This window comes from Streptomyces sp. NPDC007896, from assembly GCF_042959425.1.
Classification (GTDB): Bacteria; Actinomycetota; Actinomycetes; order Streptomycetales; family Streptomycetaceae; genus Streptomyces.
Genome location: NZ_JBIBKX010000002.1, coordinates 659,548 through 676,728, shown reverse-complemented (window position 1 = coordinate 676,728; position 17,181 = coordinate 659,548). Strand labels below are relative to the sequence as shown.

The 17,181-nt window shown below is 68.6% G+C and carries 15 protein-coding genes; 6 read left to right on the top strand and 9 right to left on the bottom strand.

Annotation, left to right across the window (positions count from 1 at the left end):
- Nucleotides 1-78: 78 nt before the first annotated feature.
- The 5 genes from ACFZDJ_RS10610 to ACFZDJ_RS10590 form a co-directional block, all read right to left on the bottom strand.
- Nucleotides 79-1,419 carry a serine hydrolase gene (locus ACFZDJ_RS10610; RefSeq protein WP_391057876.1) on the bottom strand — a complete coding sequence of 447 codons (1,341 nt, stop codon included), beginning with the start codon at nt 1,417-1,419 and terminating at the stop codon, nt 79-81.
- Between the two features lie 161 nt (nt 1,420-1,580).
- Nucleotides 1,581-2,963, bottom strand: coding sequence for a histidine kinase (locus ACFZDJ_RS10605; RefSeq protein WP_391057703.1), 1,383 nt, complete (start codon nt 2,961-2,963; stop codon nt 1,581-1,583).
- Nucleotides 2,964-3,062: 99 nt separating this feature from the next.
- A complete protein-coding gene (locus ACFZDJ_RS10600) occupies nt 3,063-3,734 on the bottom strand; it encodes a response regulator transcription factor (protein ID WP_168509944.1) in 672 nt (223 codons plus the stop codon).
- Between the two features lie 207 nt (nt 3,735-3,941).
- Entirely contained in the window at nt 3,942-5,924 is a 1,983-nt protein-coding gene (locus ACFZDJ_RS10595) for an FtsX-like permease family protein (RefSeq protein ID WP_391057700.1), read from the bottom strand.
- The gene (locus tag ACFZDJ_RS10590) at nt 5,924-6,670 is read right to left on the bottom strand and encodes an ATP-binding cassette domain-containing protein (RefSeq protein ID WP_391057697.1); all 747 of its coding nucleotides are present in this window, start codon (nt 6,668-6,670) and stop codon (nt 5,924-5,926) included. Before ACFZDJ_RS10590 ends, ACFZDJ_RS10595 begins: the two co-directional genes overlap by 1 nt.
- Before the next feature lie 265 nt (nt 6,671-6,935).
- On the opposite strand from ACFZDJ_RS10590, the gene ACFZDJ_RS10585 reads away from it, so the two are divergent.
- Nucleotides 6,936-8,213, top strand: a complete 1,278-nt coding sequence (locus ACFZDJ_RS10585) for a sensor domain-containing protein (RefSeq protein WP_390934356.1) — start codon at nt 6,936-6,938, stop codon at nt 8,211-8,213.
- Nucleotides 8,201-8,860 (top strand): response regulator, encoded by a 660-nt coding sequence (locus ACFZDJ_RS10580; RefSeq protein ID WP_391057694.1) that lies wholly within the window; start codon nt 8,201-8,203, stop codon nt 8,858-8,860. Before ACFZDJ_RS10585 ends, ACFZDJ_RS10580 begins: the two co-directional genes overlap by 13 nt.
- Nucleotides 8,861-8,872: 12 nt before the next feature.
- On the opposite strand, the gene ACFZDJ_RS10575 is transcribed toward ACFZDJ_RS10580, so the two are convergent.
- The 4 genes from ACFZDJ_RS10575 to ACFZDJ_RS10560 all read right to left on the bottom strand — a co-directional run bounded on the left by ACFZDJ_RS10575 (nt 8,873) and on the right by ACFZDJ_RS10560 (nt 12,894).
- Nucleotides 8,873-10,042 carry a glycosyltransferase gene (locus ACFZDJ_RS10575; RefSeq protein WP_391057691.1) on the bottom strand — a complete coding sequence of 390 codons (1,170 nt, stop codon included), beginning with the start codon at nt 10,040-10,042 and terminating at the stop codon, nt 8,873-8,875.
- Nucleotides 10,043-10,102: 60 nt separating this feature from the next.
- A complete protein-coding gene (locus ACFZDJ_RS10570) occupies nt 10,103-10,858 on the bottom strand; it encodes an FkbM family methyltransferase (protein WP_390934278.1) in 756 nt (251 codons plus the stop codon).
- The gene (locus ACFZDJ_RS10565; protein WP_391057688.1) at nt 10,855-12,252 is read right to left on the bottom strand and encodes a glycosyltransferase 87 family protein; all 1,398 of its coding nucleotides are present in this window, start codon (nt 12,250-12,252) and stop codon (nt 10,855-10,857) included. Before ACFZDJ_RS10565 ends, ACFZDJ_RS10570 begins: the two co-directional genes overlap by 4 nt.
- Before the next feature lie 126 nt (nt 12,253-12,378).
- Nucleotides 12,379-12,894, bottom strand: a complete 516-nt coding sequence (locus tag ACFZDJ_RS10560; protein ID WP_390934276.1) for a helix-turn-helix domain-containing protein — start codon at nt 12,892-12,894, stop codon at nt 12,379-12,381.
- 508 nt (nt 12,895-13,402) lie between these two features.
- Between ACFZDJ_RS10560 and ACFZDJ_RS10555 the strand changes: the two genes are divergently transcribed.
- From ACFZDJ_RS10555 to ACFZDJ_RS10540, 4 genes are read left to right on the top strand one after another with little or no spacing between them, the layout of a single operon-like run.
- Nucleotides 13,403-14,023, top strand: coding sequence for a hypothetical protein (locus ACFZDJ_RS10555; RefSeq protein ID WP_390934274.1), 621 nt, complete (start codon nt 13,403-13,405; stop codon nt 14,021-14,023).
- Nucleotides 14,023-14,544, top strand: a complete 522-nt coding sequence (locus ACFZDJ_RS10550) for a hypothetical protein (protein WP_391057685.1) — start codon at nt 14,023-14,025, stop codon at nt 14,542-14,544. The genes ACFZDJ_RS10555 and ACFZDJ_RS10550 overlap by 1 nt, the downstream gene beginning before the upstream one ends.
- Nucleotides 14,544-15,683 (top strand): MAB_1171c family putative transporter, encoded by a 1,140-nt coding sequence (locus tag ACFZDJ_RS10545; protein ID WP_391057682.1) that lies wholly within the window; start codon nt 14,544-14,546, stop codon nt 15,681-15,683. The genes ACFZDJ_RS10550 and ACFZDJ_RS10545 overlap by 1 nt, the downstream gene beginning before the upstream one ends.
- The gene (locus ACFZDJ_RS10540; RefSeq protein WP_168509936.1) at nt 15,680-16,864 is read left to right on the top strand and encodes an amidohydrolase family protein; all 1,185 of its coding nucleotides are present in this window, start codon (nt 15,680-15,682) and stop codon (nt 16,862-16,864) included. The genes ACFZDJ_RS10545 and ACFZDJ_RS10540 overlap by 4 nt, the downstream gene beginning before the upstream one ends.
- Nucleotides 16,865-17,181 lie beyond the last annotated feature (317 nt).

Below are 17,181 nucleotides of genomic sequence, written 5' to 3'. Positions count from 1 at the left end.
GACAGGCAGGCCACAGCAGCCGGGAAGCCGAGGCTGAGGAATCAGGAATGCTGAGAGCGCGGAATCGCGGAACGCGGCTCAGGCCGCGGTGGTCAAGCGCTGCGCGGAACGTCCGCCGAGCTGCATGAGGGCGACGTCGCCGGTGGCGCCGTCAAGCACGAACCGCCCCGTGTACGGGGCCTCGCTGGCGTCGACACGCCGTGCGGTGAAGATCATCCGGTCGTGCAGCGTCACGTCGGCGACGAGGCCCGTGCGGTCACTCAGACGTATGCCGTCGCAGTGAGGTCGGAGGGAGAAGCGAGTGTCTCCGTTGAGGTAGTCGCCCAGGAGTCGGCCGGGGTCCGGTGAGGTGGCGGTCCCGGGCACATCGGGGTGGTAGTCCGCCACGGATATGCCGAGCGCGCGGAGTTCCTCGACGATGTCGCTCCACAGGAGTGTGCCGGTGGTGGCATTGGCGGTGAAGGCGACGGCCGTGCCCGTCTCGGGCTGGAAACGCAGGTGGCAGGTTCCTCCGTCGACGGTGCCGTCGTGGCCGAACCAATCGAAGGGCGACGCGCCCGGACGGCTGTCCGCGTCTGTGTAGCAGGCGAGTCCCAGGCCCCATCCGTCGGCCATGCCGAAGGCGTCGGCCCCCGGAACCGGGGTGTGCATGTCCCGCCGGTGGTCGTCGCCGAGGACTGCGTTCGCCGCCGGGTGCAGGCCCATGTGCAGCCGCGCGAACCCGGCGAGGTCCTCGGCGCTCCCCGCGAGTCCGCTGGCCGGAGCCCAGGTCTGGGGCAGGAACAGCCCGACCGGACGGGCCCGGTCGTCGTCCGGCCGTACCGTGTGATTGATCGCTCGGGACCGGGCAGGAGAGCCGGCCGGCCCATGGAGGAACACCGGCCCGATGTCCAGTGGGCGCAGCAGGAAGTCCTCCACCGCCGTCCGCCACGTCATTCCGGTGACGGCTTCGACGGCCCGGCCGAGCAGGTTGTATCCGGTGTTCGCGTACGAGAAGCACTGCCCGGGTCGGTGCAGTAGTCGCGTGGCCGCCACACTCGACGCGTAGCGCAGCAGGGACCGCTCCTCGATGTCGTCGAGTTCATGGTCGGCGACAAGTCCGCTGGTATGACTGAGAAGGTGCCGGAGTGTGATGGAAGACATCGACTCGTCCACCGGTTCCCGTAACTCCGGAACGTATTCGCATATGGGTAAGTCGAGTTCCAGATCGCCGTCCGATACGAGCTGTAATACCGCTGTCGCCGTGAACGCCTTACTCACCGACCCGAAGGCGAAAGCCGTACCGGTGGTCACCGGTTCGCCGCCTCCCGAGCGGGTCGCTCCGACAGCGACGGAAAGCGTTTCGCCACCCCGGTGCACTGCGAGCTGCGCGCCTGGAACCATGTGCTTCCGAGCGAGTTCACTGAGCCTTCCCGCCATGAACCGCGTTTCCACGTACTCCCCCTCGCCGCAGGACCATCCTCTGTCCGAGCCATGGGTGCGGCTAGCCGAACCCCGGGGTGCGGCTAGCCGTACCTCTTCATCCTTGATCGCTCGGACCACACACGGCAAGATGTTTCGTTGACGAGAAAACCAGCAGGTCAGATCAGGCTTGCCGACCAGGGAAGAACCGCTTGGACCATGGTGGGCCCGCCATCCGGACTGGTCAGCTCCACGGTGCCGCCGAGCGCTGCGGCGCGATCGACGAGGCCGCGCAGGCCGGTTCCGGCTCGTACCGAGGCGCCGCCCACGCCGTCGTCCGTGACCGTGACCACCAACTGGTCGGCCACTTCCGCCAAAGAGACGCGAATTCTGTCCGCCCTCGCGTGTTTGGCGGCGTTCGCGAGGCATTCCGCGACGATGTAATAAGCAGTCGACTCGACTCTTACATCCGGACGCCGCTCCAGTTCACTCGATACGGCGACGGGAACATGGAATCGCTCTGTCAATGCCGTGACCGCCGCGTCGAGTCCCCGGTCACTTAATATCGGTGGCTGGATTCCGTGGACCAGGTCACGGATCTCGTCCAGCGCCTTTCCTATCTCCTGATGGGCCTCATCGACGAGTTCGGACAGTTCCGCCACGGTCTTGTCCGCGCTCCTCCTTACCTGGGTGAGACGCATCAGCAGTACGGACAACCTGGCCTGGGCGCCATCGTGCAGATCGCGTTCCAGACGGCGGTAGTCGGCGTCATGGACGCGCAGGGCGGCAATACGCTGCCGCTCGGCGGCCTCCGCCTGCCTCTGCCGTTCCGTATCGTCGATCCGACCGAGAATCCGTCGGACCATCCGTGCCCGGATCTTTCCCATCCAGAAGATCAGGCACATGAGCGCGACGAAGAGCGCCAGAGAAGACGCCGCGATCAGCAGCCTGACGCCGATCCCCTCAACGAGAACCGTGTTGCCCGGTCCGAAGGCCAACTGCTCCGGCGGGCCCATGGGCAGGCTCACCGCGAAGGCGATGACGGGCAGCGACAAGGCGCACAGAGGGATCAGCCAGATGGTGCCGAGCAGAAGCAGGCCGAGGTATCCGAGGTCGTCCCAGCTTGTCCTTGGTTCCCGGTCCCGCCGGGAAGGCCGGCCCGGCTCCCGCGACCGCCTGGCCCCGTCCATCCCTCCGTCGCCCATGAAAGCCGCCAACAGCCGTTCCAGATCGGCGACCGCACGCAACAGGGTCAGGCTCGGAGCCAGCCCCGGGCGCAGCGCGGCGATCCGGCTGCTCGCCTCGCGTGCGACCGCGCTCGCCGGCGTGTCCCCTCGCGGTAGCCGATCGATGTCGTGACCGAGGGCAAGGCCGACCCACCGGACGAATGCGGTGACCGTCCGCACGATCAGAGTCAAAACCAGGGGTGGGCCGATCAACAGCAGCAGGAAGACCGCCCGGAGGACCATCGAGACAAGAATGAGCGGCACCAGCAGCAGACCGGCGAGACTACCGATGGAGAGATAGATCAGGCCGGCCACGACGCGGTAGGGGGTCGGCACCCGGCCGCGCCGCGCCCTCTCCTCACGCGGTTCCGGCCGAATTCTCACGACAGTCCGTCCGCTCCTCACCGGTCAACACCCGGCTCGCGGCCACCTGGTTCACGGTCTCATGCCGCCGTGCCGCCCGAACCCGCGCAGATAGCCGAGCACCGCCAGCACGCGCCGGTGGTCGTCCCCCGAATTCGGTATCCGGAGCTTGCCGAGGATGGATGTCACATGTTTTTCCACAGCGCGCTCCGAAATGCCGAGCCGCCTTACTATCCCGCCGTTGGTGAGGCCTGTCGCCATGAGTTCGAGAACCTGGAGTTCACGCGGCGTCAGCAGACCTGCCGCATGCCGCTCCCAAGGGCTACCAGCGAACTTCCGGTAAATCTCGGAGTCCAACACCGTTTCTCCGCGGCGAACTCGTTGAAGGGCGGAGAGAAACTCATCGAAGTCCCCGACTCGCTGCTTCAGCAGGTACCCCACGCCGCTCCGCGCATTGCGCACCAGTTCCTCGGCATAGGAATGTTCCACGTACTGCGAGAGTAGCAGGACCCCGACCTCCGGAAAATAATTCTGGATGTCCAGAGCAGCCCGGAACCCCTCGTCGATGAATGTTGGCGGCATTCTGACGTCGAGGATCACCGCGTCGGGGCTTTCTCGCTCGACGACTTCCCTTATGTTCTCGGTGTCGCCGAGTTCGGCCGCCACCTCGATGTCCTCGTCGGTCAACAGCCTGACGACACCGGCCCGTAACAGTGCGGAGTCCTCCGCGATCACAACGCGCATGGCGAACTCCCGCCTGTCAGGAACGATCAAGAAAGCGCGCCGGGCCGCCGGTGGACAACACGGGGCACGGGGTCACGTGCCGGAGGTGGCCCAGCATAGACACGCCATGCCTGCGGATGCCACATCCACCATTACGGAATGGGGCACGGCGGAACGCCGGCCCGTTCCTTCCCGGCGTTCCACCGCGTCACCGTGTGCGCGGTGTGCTCATTCGCGGGCCGCGAGCGCCGCGACTTCCCGTTGCTTGAGCAACTGCCGGGTGGCGATCTGCCCGACGGCGACCGCTACGACCACGCAGGCGGCGACGAGTGCGAGCAGAAGGCCCCACGGAACACTGAGCGGGACCGTGCCGCCGAAGACGTCCAGGGCCCGCCGGTAGGCGGACAGGCCCACCGCGACCATGGCCGCAGCTACGCCCACGCCCGTGAGGGTGGTGGTGAGGGTCTCCCACAGCGCCATGCGGCGCAGCTGCGCTCGGCTGACGCCGACGACGCGCATCCCGGCGATCTCACGCGTACGTCGGCTGTACGACATCACCAGAGTGCTTGCCACCGCGATCAGCGCGTAAGCGCACGCCGGTCCGGTCAGTACCAGGAGCACCAGGCGATTGAGCCGTTCCTGTTCCGTGGCGGAGCCGTCGAACCACCGCGCGGTCGGTGTCACCCGAACCCGGTCGGTGCCCAGTTCCGCTGCCAGGCGCGCCGCCGCGGCGGGTGCGGAAGCCGCGTCGTCGTCGAGCAGTACCGTCGCGTGGTCGGGCGGTGAGGCGACGGCGGAATCGGTCGCCGGCAGTAGCAGGTGCGGGACGACGGTCCCGCCGTCCAGCACCGCGGCGACCCTCACGGTGACGGGCTCGCCGTCGAACAGGCCGTAGGTGAGGCGGCTGCCCTCGTGGTAGCCGTACCAGTCGGCGAACTCCTTCGAGACCGCGACCGTGCCTGGGCGAAGAGTTCTCGCGGTGCCCTCGACCACGGTGATGTGCAGTGTCCGGGTCAGCGCCGGCAGGTCGGTGGCCGCGCCCTGTTCCTTCCAGACCGAATACGGCCCGGCCACCGCGAGTTCGACGGGCGCGAGCGCCGATACCGCCTGTACGCCGGGTGCTGTGCGGAGTCGGCCGAGTTCGGCACGGGTCAGCCCCTCGCCCGAGATCGGTTCGACCACGAGCTGTCCCACCGTCCGGTGGCGCTCGTCCGCCTCGGTGGCGGCACCGGTGGTCGCCATGACGGAGGTGAAGATGCCGACGATCGCCACGATGGCGAGTACCGGCCCCACCAGCGAGGCCGTCCTGCGCCGCGACGTGGTCACCGCATCCACCGCCAGGCGTCCGGAGACCGACGAGGTCCACCTCACCGGTGCCAGGACCACCTTGACCAGCCGGGGAAGGTACACAGGGCCGAGCAGCGCGGCGGCCAGCGTCAGGCTCATCGTGCCGAAGAGCGCCAACGGAGTTGCCGCTTCCGCTCCGGCGCCCGGAGCGATCGCGACCATCACCGCGCCGGCGACGAGAAGGAGCAGGCCGAAGGTGGTGCGGCCCGCGGTCATCAGCCGGGAGTCCAGGTCGGCCTCCCGCAGCGCTTCGGTGGGTCCCACCCGCGCGGCTCGTCCCGATGCGGCCAGCGCGCCCAGTACGGCGATGACGAGCCCGGCGCCGGCCGCGAAGAGCAGTGGACCGCCGAGCGGTCCCGGACGGAGCTCCACCGGTGACAGGCCTGTCCCGTTGATGCCACGGACCGCCCACGGCGTGGCCACGGCGGCGGCCGCGCAACCCGCCACGGACGCCGGTACCGCGACCGCGACGGACTCCCCGATCACGAGCCGGCGCACCTGGTGGCCCGCGGCGCCGACGAGCCTCAGCAGCCCCATGTCCCTGCGACGCAGCGCGACACTGAACGCGCAGGTCCCGGCGATGACGAAGACGGTGACGAACGCGGAGACCACCCCGGCCATCGCGAGTACGCTCTGCACTCCGCCCATGTCCACGGTTCCGCCGACCAGTGTGTGCCGGGTTCCCGACCCGTCCGTGAGGGTCACCGTCGGGGCGTCGGCGGTGGACGGCTGGTGTACGGCCCAGGTGGCAGCCAGTGTCGTGGCGCAGACTCCGACGAGGGCGACGCCCAGGGTCAGTGCGACGAGCGTGCCCAGGTACAGCGCCCAGTAGTGACGTACCGACCGCAGTGCGAGACGCCACATCACAGCTCCCAGCGGCTGAGCTCGACAGCCACCTCGTCAGCCGTGGGATGGTCGATCTTGCCGGTGATCCGGCCGTCGACGAGGAAGATCACACGATCCGCGTACGCGGCTGCCAGCGGATCGTGCGTGACCATGACGACGGTGCGGCCTGCCTTGTCCACAGCCCGCCGGAGCAGATCCATCACCTGCCGTCCGGTGGACCGGTCCAGGGAACCGGTCGGTTCGTCGGCGAAGACGATCTCGGGCTCCGCCGCCAGGGTCCTGGCGATCGCGACACGCTGCTGCTGGCCCCCTGAGAGCTGCGCGGGCCGCCGCCCGGCCTTGTCCTCAAGGCCCACCTGGCGCAAGGCTTCCATGACGACCTGACGCTTGACCCGGCGGCCGTCGAGGCGCAGTGGCAGCCCGACGTTCTCGTACACCGTGAGCATCGGCAGGAGGTTGAACTGCTGGAAGACGAAGCCGATGCGGCTGCGTCGGATCGTCGTCAGCTCGCGTTCATCGCTGTCGGCCAGCTCCGTGCTTCCCAGGAACACCTTGCCGCCGACGGGCCGTTCCAGGCCGGCGGCGCAGTGCAGCAGTGTGGTCTTCCCCGAGCCCGACGGTCCCATGACCGCGGTCATGGCCCGCTCCGGAAAGCCAACGCTGACCTCGTGCAGCACCGGGACGACTCCGGCGGCACCGCGGTATCCCATGGAGACATTGACCAGTTGGAGGGCGGGAAGGTGGATGTCGGATGCCAAAGACATGTCGGCGGTGTCCTCGCGGGAGGTCGGGGAAAGGTAATGCCAGTCCAGCACGGCGTTCCGCGCGGGACAGTGGGCCTGCGGGGAGTCTTGGGGGGAGGGTTTTCCCTACCGCCTGGGCCCACGGCACGGAGATAGAGTGCTGAGAAGACCGTGAAGTCCCGGGCCCATGGGAGGGATGTACGTGCCGGACCGACCCGGTCCCTTATCGGAACCCCGCGTTGTCGTACAGGCCTCTTCCCCAGTGCTTGCCGACGGTGCCGACGATCTGGACGTGGCGGTCTGGGGCGCGATCAGACGGCGGCCGTTGCGCTTCCTCTTCTCCTGGTGGCCGTGGCGCTGCTGGGCCTATCTGATCAGCGGCACCCTGTTCGGTTTCACGGTTCTGCTCACTCTCGCTGTCCTGCTCTTCGTCGGTCTCGGCCTCTCGGTCGTGGGCGTGGGTCTGCTTCTCCTGGCGGCCGCCGCCGTCCTGGGCATCCCCGTCGGCGCGGTGGAGCGGCGGCGCCTGAAGTGGATCGATCCGACGCCATTGCCCGATCCGCACGCTTCCCTCGCCGGGGCAGGCGTGCCGGCGTGGCTGCGTTCGCGGCTGCGGGAACGTGCGACGTGGCGGGAGCTGGGCTACGCGGCGGTGCTGGCGACCGTCTGCACCGCCGTCGGCATCGGATTCGTCGCCCTGCTCGGTCTGTCCCTCCTGCTCACGGCGGTGCCGCTGGTCGTGTGGGCCGTCGCCCCGGACCGCGTGATGCTCGGCCCGGGACGGGCGGTCTCGGACCCGGTGGCCGCGTTGCCCGCGACGGCCCTCGGTCTGCTGGGGCTGATCGTCTGCGCGTACGGGGGAGCGTTGCTCGTCGGCACCCAGGTGCGCACGGCCTGGTTCCTGCTGGCGGCCCGCGACGAGGACCTCCGAAGCCGGGTCGTCGAGCTCACGCGGTCCAGGGCCCGGCTGGTCGACGCCTTCGAGGCCGAACGCCGTCGTATCGAACGCGACCTGCACGACGGCGCACAGCAGCAGTTGGTCGCGCTGACCATGACGTTGGGGCTCGCGGAGCTGGAGCTGCGCGGCGGGCACACACCGGCGGCCGAACTGGTCTCCCGGGCCCGTGGTGAGGCGCGCCGCGCGCTCGACCAGTTGCGCGACCTCGTGCGCGGAATCCATCCGCAGGTTCTGACCGACCACGGCCTGACCGCCGCGGTGGCAGAGGTCGCGCTGCGCAACCCCGTACCGGTCACGGTCGACATCGATCTGCCGCACCGGCTGGCCGCCGCGGTGGAGTCGATGGCCTACTTCACGGTCACCGAGGCACTGACCAACGCCGCCAAGCACAGCGGCGCTTCGCAGATCGCCGTCGTCGGCAGGATCGAGGCGGACCGGTTCGTCCTGCTGATCACCGACGACGGGCGGGGCGGTGCGGACGCTACGGCCGGAGCGGGCCTGCGGGGTCTGGCGGACCGGCTCGCGATTCAGAGAGGCAGGCTCATCGTGAGCAGTCCCGTAGGCGGCCCGACACAGTTGCGGGTGGAGGTGCCGTGCTCCGCGTAGTGCTGGCAGAGGATGCCGTGCTGCTGCGCGCCGGTCTCGTGGAACTCCTGACCAGGAGCGGCAACCAGGTGGTCGCCGCCGTGGGGGACGCCGAGGCACTGGCCCGGGCGGTGGACGAAGACCGACCCGACGTCGTCATCACGGACGTGCGTATGCCACCCGGATTCCACGACGAGGGACTCAAGGCGGCGTTGGCACTTCGTACGCGTCACGACCGCCTGCCCGTCCTCGTGCTGTCGCAGTACGTGGCCACGGCGTACGCGACGCAGCTGCTCAGCGGTGAGGGTGCCGGCGGGCTCGGCTACCTGCTGAAGGACCGGGTCGGCGAGGTCTCGGAGTTCCTGGACGCGCTGACCCGAGTCGCCGCGGGCCAGACCGTCATCGACCCCGAGGTGATCCGCGTCCTGCTCCAGCAGCAGTCCGCGAACCGGCCGTTGGCACGGCTGACCCCCCGGGAACGGGAGGTGCTGGCGCTCATGGCGGAGGGACTCAACAACCAGGCGATCGCCCAGCGGCTGGTCATCACCGAGGCGTCCGTGGTCAAGCACTCCAGCAACATCTTCATGAAGCTGGACCTGGACCCGACCGAGGGCAACCGCAGAGTGCTCGCGGTCCTCGCGCACCTGCGCGAGCACGCCTGGCACTGACCGTCATCCCGGTCAGCGCTCCCGGCGTACCTCCACCGGCGCCTGGATCCGATCGGGCCCAGGTGCGAGCAGGGCCGTCAGCCGACGAGCGGAAGCGTCCCAGGACCACTCCTTCTCGACCCACCGTCGCCCGGCCGCCCCCATCGCGGCACGGTCCGGCGACAGCAGGGTCAGGGCGACGGCTTGGGCGACGGCCTTCACATCCCGACCGGGGACGACGTGTCCGGTCTCACCGTCGCGCACCGTGTCGGGCGCGCCCCCGGAATCGCCCACGATGACCGGCAGGCCGCTCGCCTGGGCCTCCAGGAAAACGATGCCGAGTCCCTCCGCTTCCAGGCCCGCCTTGCGCGTACGGCAGGGCATGGCGAAGACATCGGCTGCCGCGTAGTGGACGGCCGTACCGACGTGGTCCACGCCGCCCGCGAAGACGACGGCCCCGTCGGCGTAGCGGCCCGCGAGGGCTCGCAGCCGTTTCTCCTCCGGTCCCTTGCCGACCAGTACGAGTACGGCATCGGGGACGACCCGTCTCACGAGGGGCAGGGCTCGGATGAGGACATCCTGCCCTTTGCGCGCCACGAGACGGGACACGCACAGGACGACTTTCCTGTCCTGCGTGCCGAGTCGCCTTCGGAGTTCCTGCGCGGCCTCGGTTCGCCCGTCCCGCTGGAACAGCCCGACATCCACTCCGGGCACGAGGCGACTGAGTTGTGCCCCGGGGCCCAAAGCAGGCGCGATGCGGTCCCGGGTGTAGTCGCCCAGATAGGTGACCACGTCCACACCGCTGCCCACTCTCCGAAGCACCTGCCGTGCTGCGGGCGTGTACGCCCACCAGATCTCGTGGCCGTGGGTAGTGGCCACGATGCGCCGGGCACCGGCCTGCCGCAGCCGGGGCGCCATGGCCGCGAGCGGCGCGGCGGCGCCGAACCAGACCCGGTCACAGCCGTACCCTCGCAGGATCTCGACGGCGGCCCTGCCGACCCTCGGAGTCGGGAGCAGGATGCGGCTACGGTCCCGTATCACGGGAAAGGGCAGCGTGGCATCGAACTCCTTGTCGCCCGGCTCGCTCGACGTGTAGACGACGACGTCGTCGCCCGGCACACGGGTCGCCATCGCGTGCACGAACGTCTCGATGCCTCCCTGCCGAGGCGGGAAGTCGTTGGTGATGACCAGAGTGGTTCCCATGTCTGTCGGCACAGCCTTCGTTCGTGGGCGGTCGAGGGAGAGGGCGGAGGTGACGGGCGGTCAAGAGGTGAAGAGGTAGTTACGGCAGTCGTCGCTGACGTGCGGTACCTCCGCCCAGCGCGTGCCCTGCCAGCGGTGCGGCCGGTAGCCGTAGCCCTGGAGCCGTCGTACGACGTCACGGGAGCGAGCCCCGTACTTGCGCAGATGTCTGTCCTCGACCTCCAGCAGCAGTGGGGGCCGGTGCGTGAGCAGGGTCTCGTGGGCGCCTTCGAGCACTCCGAGTTCGGCTCCTTCGACATCCGCCTTCACGAAGCCGACCTTTTCGATCCCTTCGCTGCGCACGAGTTCGTCCAGCGTGCGGACCGGTGTGGAGACGGGGCGCGAGATACGGAACTCCGCGTTCGGGCCCGGGCCGGTGGCCCCTTCGGTCAGGTAGGCGCGCCCGTGGACCGGAAGCCCTCGTCTGCGGGGCAGGCTCAGGGTCCCGTGCCCCGCCCGTCCGCCCAGAGCACTGCGGTGGACCGTCACGTTGGCGCAGCCCAGCATCCGCGAGGCCACGCCGAGCCAGCGAGCCGGTCCGTGCAGCGGTTCGACGCTGTGCACCCGGCCGGACGGGCCGACGAGCGCGGACAGGACCCAGGTGTACAGCCCGTACTCGGCACCCACGTCCAGACAGACGTCCCCAGGACGGACGAGCATCCCCACCCCGGCGATCTCGTCCTCGACGGAGTCCAGGCGGCGTGCCGCCCAGGTGAGTGCGGCAGCGACCCCGGTGGCGCGTCGAACGGTGCTCCTCGGGAATGCGCGCCTCGTCATCGACCGCCTCCCGCACGCAGCGAGGGCACGGCAGCCCGTACGCCCGCTGTGTTCCTCCGATTCACCGTGTCCTCGTCAACGGCGGTCGGGGCGGACCTTTCACCCGACGGCGTAGGCCCGCTCTGCCTCGACTCACCTGCCCGGGACATACCTGAGCCCACCACCCTGGTGCGGCGCTCCGGTGCGGCGCACCGAGCCCACACAAAGAGGACGACCGGCAGCGCGAGGTAGCCGAACCGACCGGCGGGGGCCAGCAGGAAGCCGACACACAGGCCGATCGCGAGACGCTGAGCGGCGGACGTCGCGTCGGCCGGCGGTCGCACGATCAGCGAGGCGATGACGACGAGTGCGCCGATGAGCAGCAGTCCCACGGCCACGCACCAGCCGGCCGACCCCAGTTCGGTGAGCAGACGCCCCGGTAGCGGACTGTCCGCCGGCGTCTCGACCCCACCACGGCCGGTGGGGAAAGCCACCACCTGCTGGACCATGGCGGCCGACGACAGCAGCGCGCTCGGCAACACCACGACCAGCGTCCCGGCGACCGCCACACCCGCGCAGCGCCAGGCCGCCCGGCTGCCGCAGACGCATCCCAAAAGGGCCACGGCGACCGCGATCGCGGGCCACGCGGTCCACTTCAGCGAGCATGCCGCCGCCAGTGCCAGCCCGGCGGCCACGTACCGTCCCCGGGCGGCGAGGGCCAGTGCTAGACAGCAAAGTCCGGCCAGCGGGAGGTCCACACCGCTCACGCACAACGCCAACGCGACCGGAGGAGAAGCGGTCAGCACCGCCATCGCCGTCCCGTACGGCAGGCGTTCAGAACGTACGGGACGGGCCGCGGCCGCCGACGGCCTCAGGACCCGGCGTCCGGCCCACAGGCACGAAAGGAAGGTCAGGGCGCACCATATCCGAGCGTCTCCCAGCAGGCGCAGGGGCCAGGAGTCCTCGCCGAGCAGGGCCCGGGGCATACCGAACAGCGACATGCCGGGCAAGTACGGCGTGTAATCGACAACATGGTGCGGATGCGCCAGGTAGGGGGTGGCTTGATGGAGCATCAGGACCCCGGACCGCTCGATCACGCCGACTTCACTCTGCTGTTCCCCCGTCAGCACCAGGTACGTCAGAGGCAGTACGACGGCTCCTGCCAGCGCGATCGCCAAGGCGGCCGTGCGGGCGCGTGGCCCCCGCTGCCAGCACGTGGCTATCGCCGCGCACGCATACCCGATGCCGGCGCTCAACCCCCAGACGCGGTGCGTCTCAAGGTGCGACACCAGCGGAAATCCCAGCGCCCAGAGCGCGGCGAGCGCCCACCCGAGGGCCCAGGACAACCGGGTGCCCCAGTGGCGGGTGGTCTCGCGCGCCAGTCCTGCGACCGTCTTCTCGACCCGATGAACCATCACCCCGTCATTGCAGCCCCGACACCGTGTCGAGGTCATGACGGCTAGGTCGAGACCCGCCCTTCCGGTTCTCCCTACCTACAGCCTTCCCTCGGGCCGATTCCCGGCCGTGCCTACGGGACCGTGTCAGTCCTGTCTGCCGAGGACGGCCTCGCCGAGGTACGTGAGGCGATGCACAGTCAGGTTGTTGCGGCGCTCCGTCGCGACCAGCCCGGATCTGCGCAGTACGCCCAGGTGCTTGCTGGCCGAGGGGTTGGAGATGCGGAGTCGGCGCGATATCTCACCGGTCGAGCTGGGCGATCGCACCGACTCCAGCACGCTCGCCCTGGTGTTTCCCAGCAGGTCGCGCAGTGAAGCAGCCCTGTCTTCGTCCTCCTCCCAGAGCGCGGACACGGATTCGGGTGCCGGTCTGACGTTGTAGACGAGGACGGGGGCTCCTTTTCCCCCGGTCTCCGCATCGAGCACCAGTGGGCCGGGCGCAAAGAGCGACGGGGCAAGCACCAGGCCGTCCCCCACGAACTGCATGCCGGGCACGTCCTGCCCGTTGTCCACGTCAAGGTAGGGGGCGTCCCATCTGATGGCCGGGTGCAGGTCGTTGAGGACCCCGTCCACGCCGTCCGAGAGAAGATTTCTGCCGCGCATCTCACGTTCCGACTCCAGGCAGTCGCGTATACGCCCCCAGAACGGCTCGATCGCCGCGGCATGAAAGCGATGAGCGTCAAGACCGGGTGTGCTCATCGATCTCCGACGTTGGGAGGGCACCTGGGCCGCTGACACGGACAACGAGCTACGCAGCCTTCTCCGCACTCTTCTGCGCCACTCCGCGAACTCGTCCGGTCGCGCGTCCGTGAATCTTGCTTCGGCGAACCGGGCTTCGAGTTCCGGCCCCAGCGTGCCGACGAAGCGGACACGAGCGAGATCCTCGACCGTGAGGCACAGGGAAACCAACGCGCTTACTCCTCAGCTCCGGGGAACCACGCTCACACCGCCCGCGGCCGTGGGTCGCGCGGATGGGGTATCCGGCGGCAGCGCCTGCGGAGGCCACACGCCTCCGCGACGGACCACTCATCGGCGACACGACGCGCGGTTCCCGCCTCCACGTCGTTCACCTGAGTCGCGCCCCTCGCACTCCCGCACCATCGCCCATCTGTTGGCGAAGCGTCCAATATATTTGCGCTATGCCGCACTTGACGTCAACCAGGTGCACAACTGGTCCAATAGATGGCGCAGTATGGCCGATTTTCCGTGCCGTGAACGCGGCCGCGAACTTTACGCTGGGAGCGTGATCATGGAGTCGGTGGGCAACCAGGAGCAACGGCGGTCACTGGCCGAACGGTTGAACGCCTTGTTCGCGGCGACGCGATCGATCGATGACCACGGTCGACAAAGGGAGTACTCGACCGCAGAAGTGGCCAGGGCGGTCACCGCCGACACATCGCATCCGGCAACCCTGTCCCGGAGCTACCTGGCGATGCTGCGCAACGGTTCGCACACCAACCCGACGTTGGGCGTACTGGAAGGGCTCGCCAAGTTCTTCGACGACCACCGCCCCCCGGGGACGGCCCCGATCACGGTGCAGTCACTGGTCGGCCAGGACGATCCCGAGGATGACCTGTTGCGGCAGCGGCTCGCCGATCACCAGGTGCGGGCGATCGCGATGAGGGCGGGCGCCATGACCCCGGCCATGCGCAGGCAACTGCTCAAGATGATCGCGGTCTTCGACCAGGACGACGCTCCTGATCCGGGCAGTGGACTACAAGAAGGAACATAGTGGCCGTACGTGAACGTGAGCTGCGCCGACAGTGCAAACGGCTGTTACGGAAACTCGACATCCAACCCCCGCTGCAAGTGGACGACCTGTGCCGCAAGCTCGGTGAACATCTGGGCCGACCCATCCGGCTGATTCCCTGGGCTCTGCCCGTCCCAGGACCGTTCGGCTTATGGATGTCCCGGCCGAACGAAGAGGTCATCTTCTACCAGGAGGAAACCACCCGCGTTCACCAGGATCACATCATCTTGCACGAGGTCGGCCATATTCTCGCCGATCATCAGGACGACGGTGACCCGGGCGGGGAATTCCCCGATCTCGGCCCGGACTTTCCTCGTGACCTGATCACCCGGGGCTTCCGGCGCACCTGCTACACCGAGGACTACGAACGCGAAGCCGAGCTGGTGGCGACGATCATCCAGGAATGGGCGATAGTCATCGACTATGTCACTGCCCGTACGCCCCAGGACCCGGCCCTGGATCCGCTGGGTTCAGCGCTGAACCCCCCATGGGGGTGGGCCTGATGTTCCAGGTACCGCTGATCATCCTGCTGGGTGGCGGGGTGCTGTGGAAGGGCCTGGACCTGGCGCGTGCCCGGCACGACCGGGTGTTGCGCTTCCTCGTCGCCTCACTACTCCTCCTGATGACCGGGGAGATCCTCAGCTTCCCCGAGATCAACGAGGCGATCGACGAGGCCACGGCCGTCGGCCTCGGCAAGGTGGTCTTCAACGGGCTCTACATGTCCGGCCTTTTCGCCCTCGTCATGGTCTTCGTCTCGGCCATGCGCGGTACGCGGGCCGAATACCGTCGACACCTACGGATCAACACCGTCCTGCTCGCCGGTACCCTGACCGCCCTGATCCTCGCCATGATCACCACACCTGCGGGAATGCGTGACCACTCGTTGAGCACACCGGACATGGCGCGTCCGGCCATCGCCTCGTTCTACCTGATCGGCAACGCCTATTTCGTCTACGGCTACCTGGCATCCGGCCTGTGGGCCCTGGGCTACGCGCGCAGGGCCTCCCGGAACCTCGGGCTCGGCCTACTGACCATGGCCCTGGGACTCATGGGACTGACGATCACGTCGGTCAACCGAATGATCCTGGTGGCTCTGCGCATCGAAGAACCCGGTTCGCACGAGGCGTTCAACACCGTGAATTGGTCGCTGTCCAACTGGGCCATGGGCGTCGTCCTCGCCGGAATCTGCTACTCGGCCGCCGTGCAACTGGTCACCCGCATACGGTCCGTCGTACACCACCGCCGCATGTATCACGAGCTTGCCGCACTGTGGAAGGCGCTGACGGCCGCCTATCCCGAACTCGTGCTGAACCGTCCACCGGACGCCTCCAGATGGCATCGTCTCCGCCGACGCCGTACCTACGAGCGGCGGTTCTACCGTCGGCTCATCGAATGCCGGGACGGACTGGTGCGCTTGAGCCCCTACCTGACACGCGTCGCCCCCTACACCGATCTTGCCCAAAGCCCGGCCGATCAACTCGCGCGGCACATCAGCGAGGCACTGACACTCAAGCCGACGGCCGAGTCCCCACACACCGAACTGCCCGCCACTCTTGTCGCGTCGCCCACCACCAACGACCTGGGTGCCGACGCCCATGAACTCATCGCCCTATCCCACGCCCTGCGCGAAAGGACACCATGAACGAGGTGCTGATCACCGCGGACCGCGTGATCGTCGGGCCCGCGGACGAAGTGACCGCCGACGGCGCCGTATTCATCGAGTCAGGCAAGATCGCCGCGGTCGGCGCCGCCGCCGCCCTGGACGAGGCGGTCGATGCGCGGGTGCCCCGGTTGCGGTGTCCCGGGGCCACGGTGCTGCCGGGAATGATCGACTGCCACGTCCACCTTGCCTTCGACGCCGGTCCGGATCCGATCACCGCGGTGGCCGAGGCGGACCCGGGCAAGCTGTCCGCCTCCATCGCGGACCGCGCCGAACAGATGCTGGCCGCCGGAGTGACGACCGTACGGGATCTCGGTGACCGTGACGCACTCACCGTGGCGTTGCGTGCGTCCATCGACTCCGGCGCCAGGGTCGGGCCACGCATCGTCGCCGCGACCGCGCCGCTGACCTCACTCGGGGGCCACTGCGGCTTTCTCGGAGGTGAAGTGAGCACGGACGACGACATCCGGGCGCAGATCGCCCGCAACGCGGCGGCGGGAGCCGATCTGATCAAGGTGATGGCCTCAGGCGGCGCGCTCACTCCGAGCGGCCCGCGTATGTGGGAGGCGCAGTTCACGCCCGGCCAGCTGCGCCTGATAGTCGAGGAAGCCGAGCGCCATGGCCTGGGAGTGGCCGCGCACGCACACGGCTCGGAGACCATCGCCCATTGTGTGGCCGCCGGCGTCCGAACCATCGAGCACTGTTCCTGGCGCACCGCGGAGGGCATCGTCCACGATCCGGCGGTCATCCGCCGCATGGTCGAGAACGACGTGGCCGTCTGCCGCTGCGTCTCCGGGGACTGGCGGCTCTTCCTCGATCAAATGGGGCCCGAGCGGGCGAAGGCGATGGTCGAGGTCATCCTGGAGATGCGGGAGGCCGGTGTCCGGTTCATCGCCGGCACCGACGCCGGCGTGCCAGGAGCACGGTTCGACGACTACGTCGGCATGCTCGAGTTCTTCGCCTCGCTCGGTTTCGCACATACCGAGATCCTCGACATGGCCACCGTCAACGCAGCCCATGCCCTCGGACTGTCCGACACCGGCGCCCTCACTCCCGGCATGCGCGCCGACCTCATCGTCGTCGACGGCAACCCGCTCACCGAACTGGGCACCCTCCGCGAGATCCGACACATCTTCACGGCAGGCCGCTCGGTCACCGGATGAGTGGCGCAGAACCCTCGCGGACACGCGCACCGCACGCCCGAACCAGGCATTTGTCGACGGCCCACAAAAAAAGCAACCTCCTCCTCGGACTCCGCTCCCACCGCCTCGGGCTCCGTCCGTGCACTGACGCTGCACGGACGGCCACCCCTTGGCCACCGTCGCCCCTGGATTTACTGACTCATGGATCAGTAGAAATCCAAGAAACAGCAGTTCAACGACCTCTTCCGGGATCCCGAACGCACCGACGACCCCGGAGGGCGAAACCTTTGACCTACGCATTCCATGCACAGGCGACTGAAGCATTATCCGAGCACATT

Coding starts and splice junctions, on each gene's coding strand:
- ACFZDJ_RS10610 (WP_391057876.1), bottom strand. CDS start 1,419: ATGGCGGGAAGGCTCAGTGAACTCGCTCGGAAGCACATGGTTCCAGGC.
- ACFZDJ_RS10560 (WP_390934276.1), bottom strand. CDS start 12,894: ATGCGCGGCAGAAATCTTCTCTCGGACGGCGTGGACGGGGTCCTCAAC.
- ACFZDJ_RS10595 (WP_391057700.1), bottom strand. CDS start 5,924: ATGTGGCGTCTCGCACTGCGGTCGGTACGTCACTACTGGGCGCTGTAC.
- ACFZDJ_RS10540 (WP_168509936.1), top strand. CDS start 15,680: ATGAACGAGGTGCTGATCACCGCGGACCGCGTGATCGTCGGGCCCGCG.
- ACFZDJ_RS10600 (WP_168509944.1), bottom strand. CDS start 3,734: ATGCGCGTTGTGATCGCGGAGGACTCCGCACTGTTACGGGCCGGTGTC.
- ACFZDJ_RS10545 (WP_391057682.1), top strand. CDS start 14,544: ATGTTCCAGGTACCGCTGATCATCCTGCTGGGTGGCGGGGTGCTGTGG.
- ACFZDJ_RS10590 (WP_391057697.1), bottom strand. CDS start 6,670: ATGTCTTTGGCATCCGACATCCACCTTCCCGCCCTCCAACTGGTCAAT.
- ACFZDJ_RS10570 (WP_390934278.1), bottom strand. CDS start 10,858: ATGACGAGGCGCGCATTCCCGAGGAGCACCGTTCGACGCGCCACCGGG.
- ACFZDJ_RS10575 (WP_391057691.1), bottom strand. CDS start 10,042: ATGGGAACCACTCTGGTCATCACCAACGACTTCCCGCCTCGGCAGGGA.
- ACFZDJ_RS10565 (WP_391057688.1), bottom strand. CDS start 12,252: ATGGTTCATCGGGTCGAGAAGACGGTCGCAGGACTGGCGCGCGAGACC.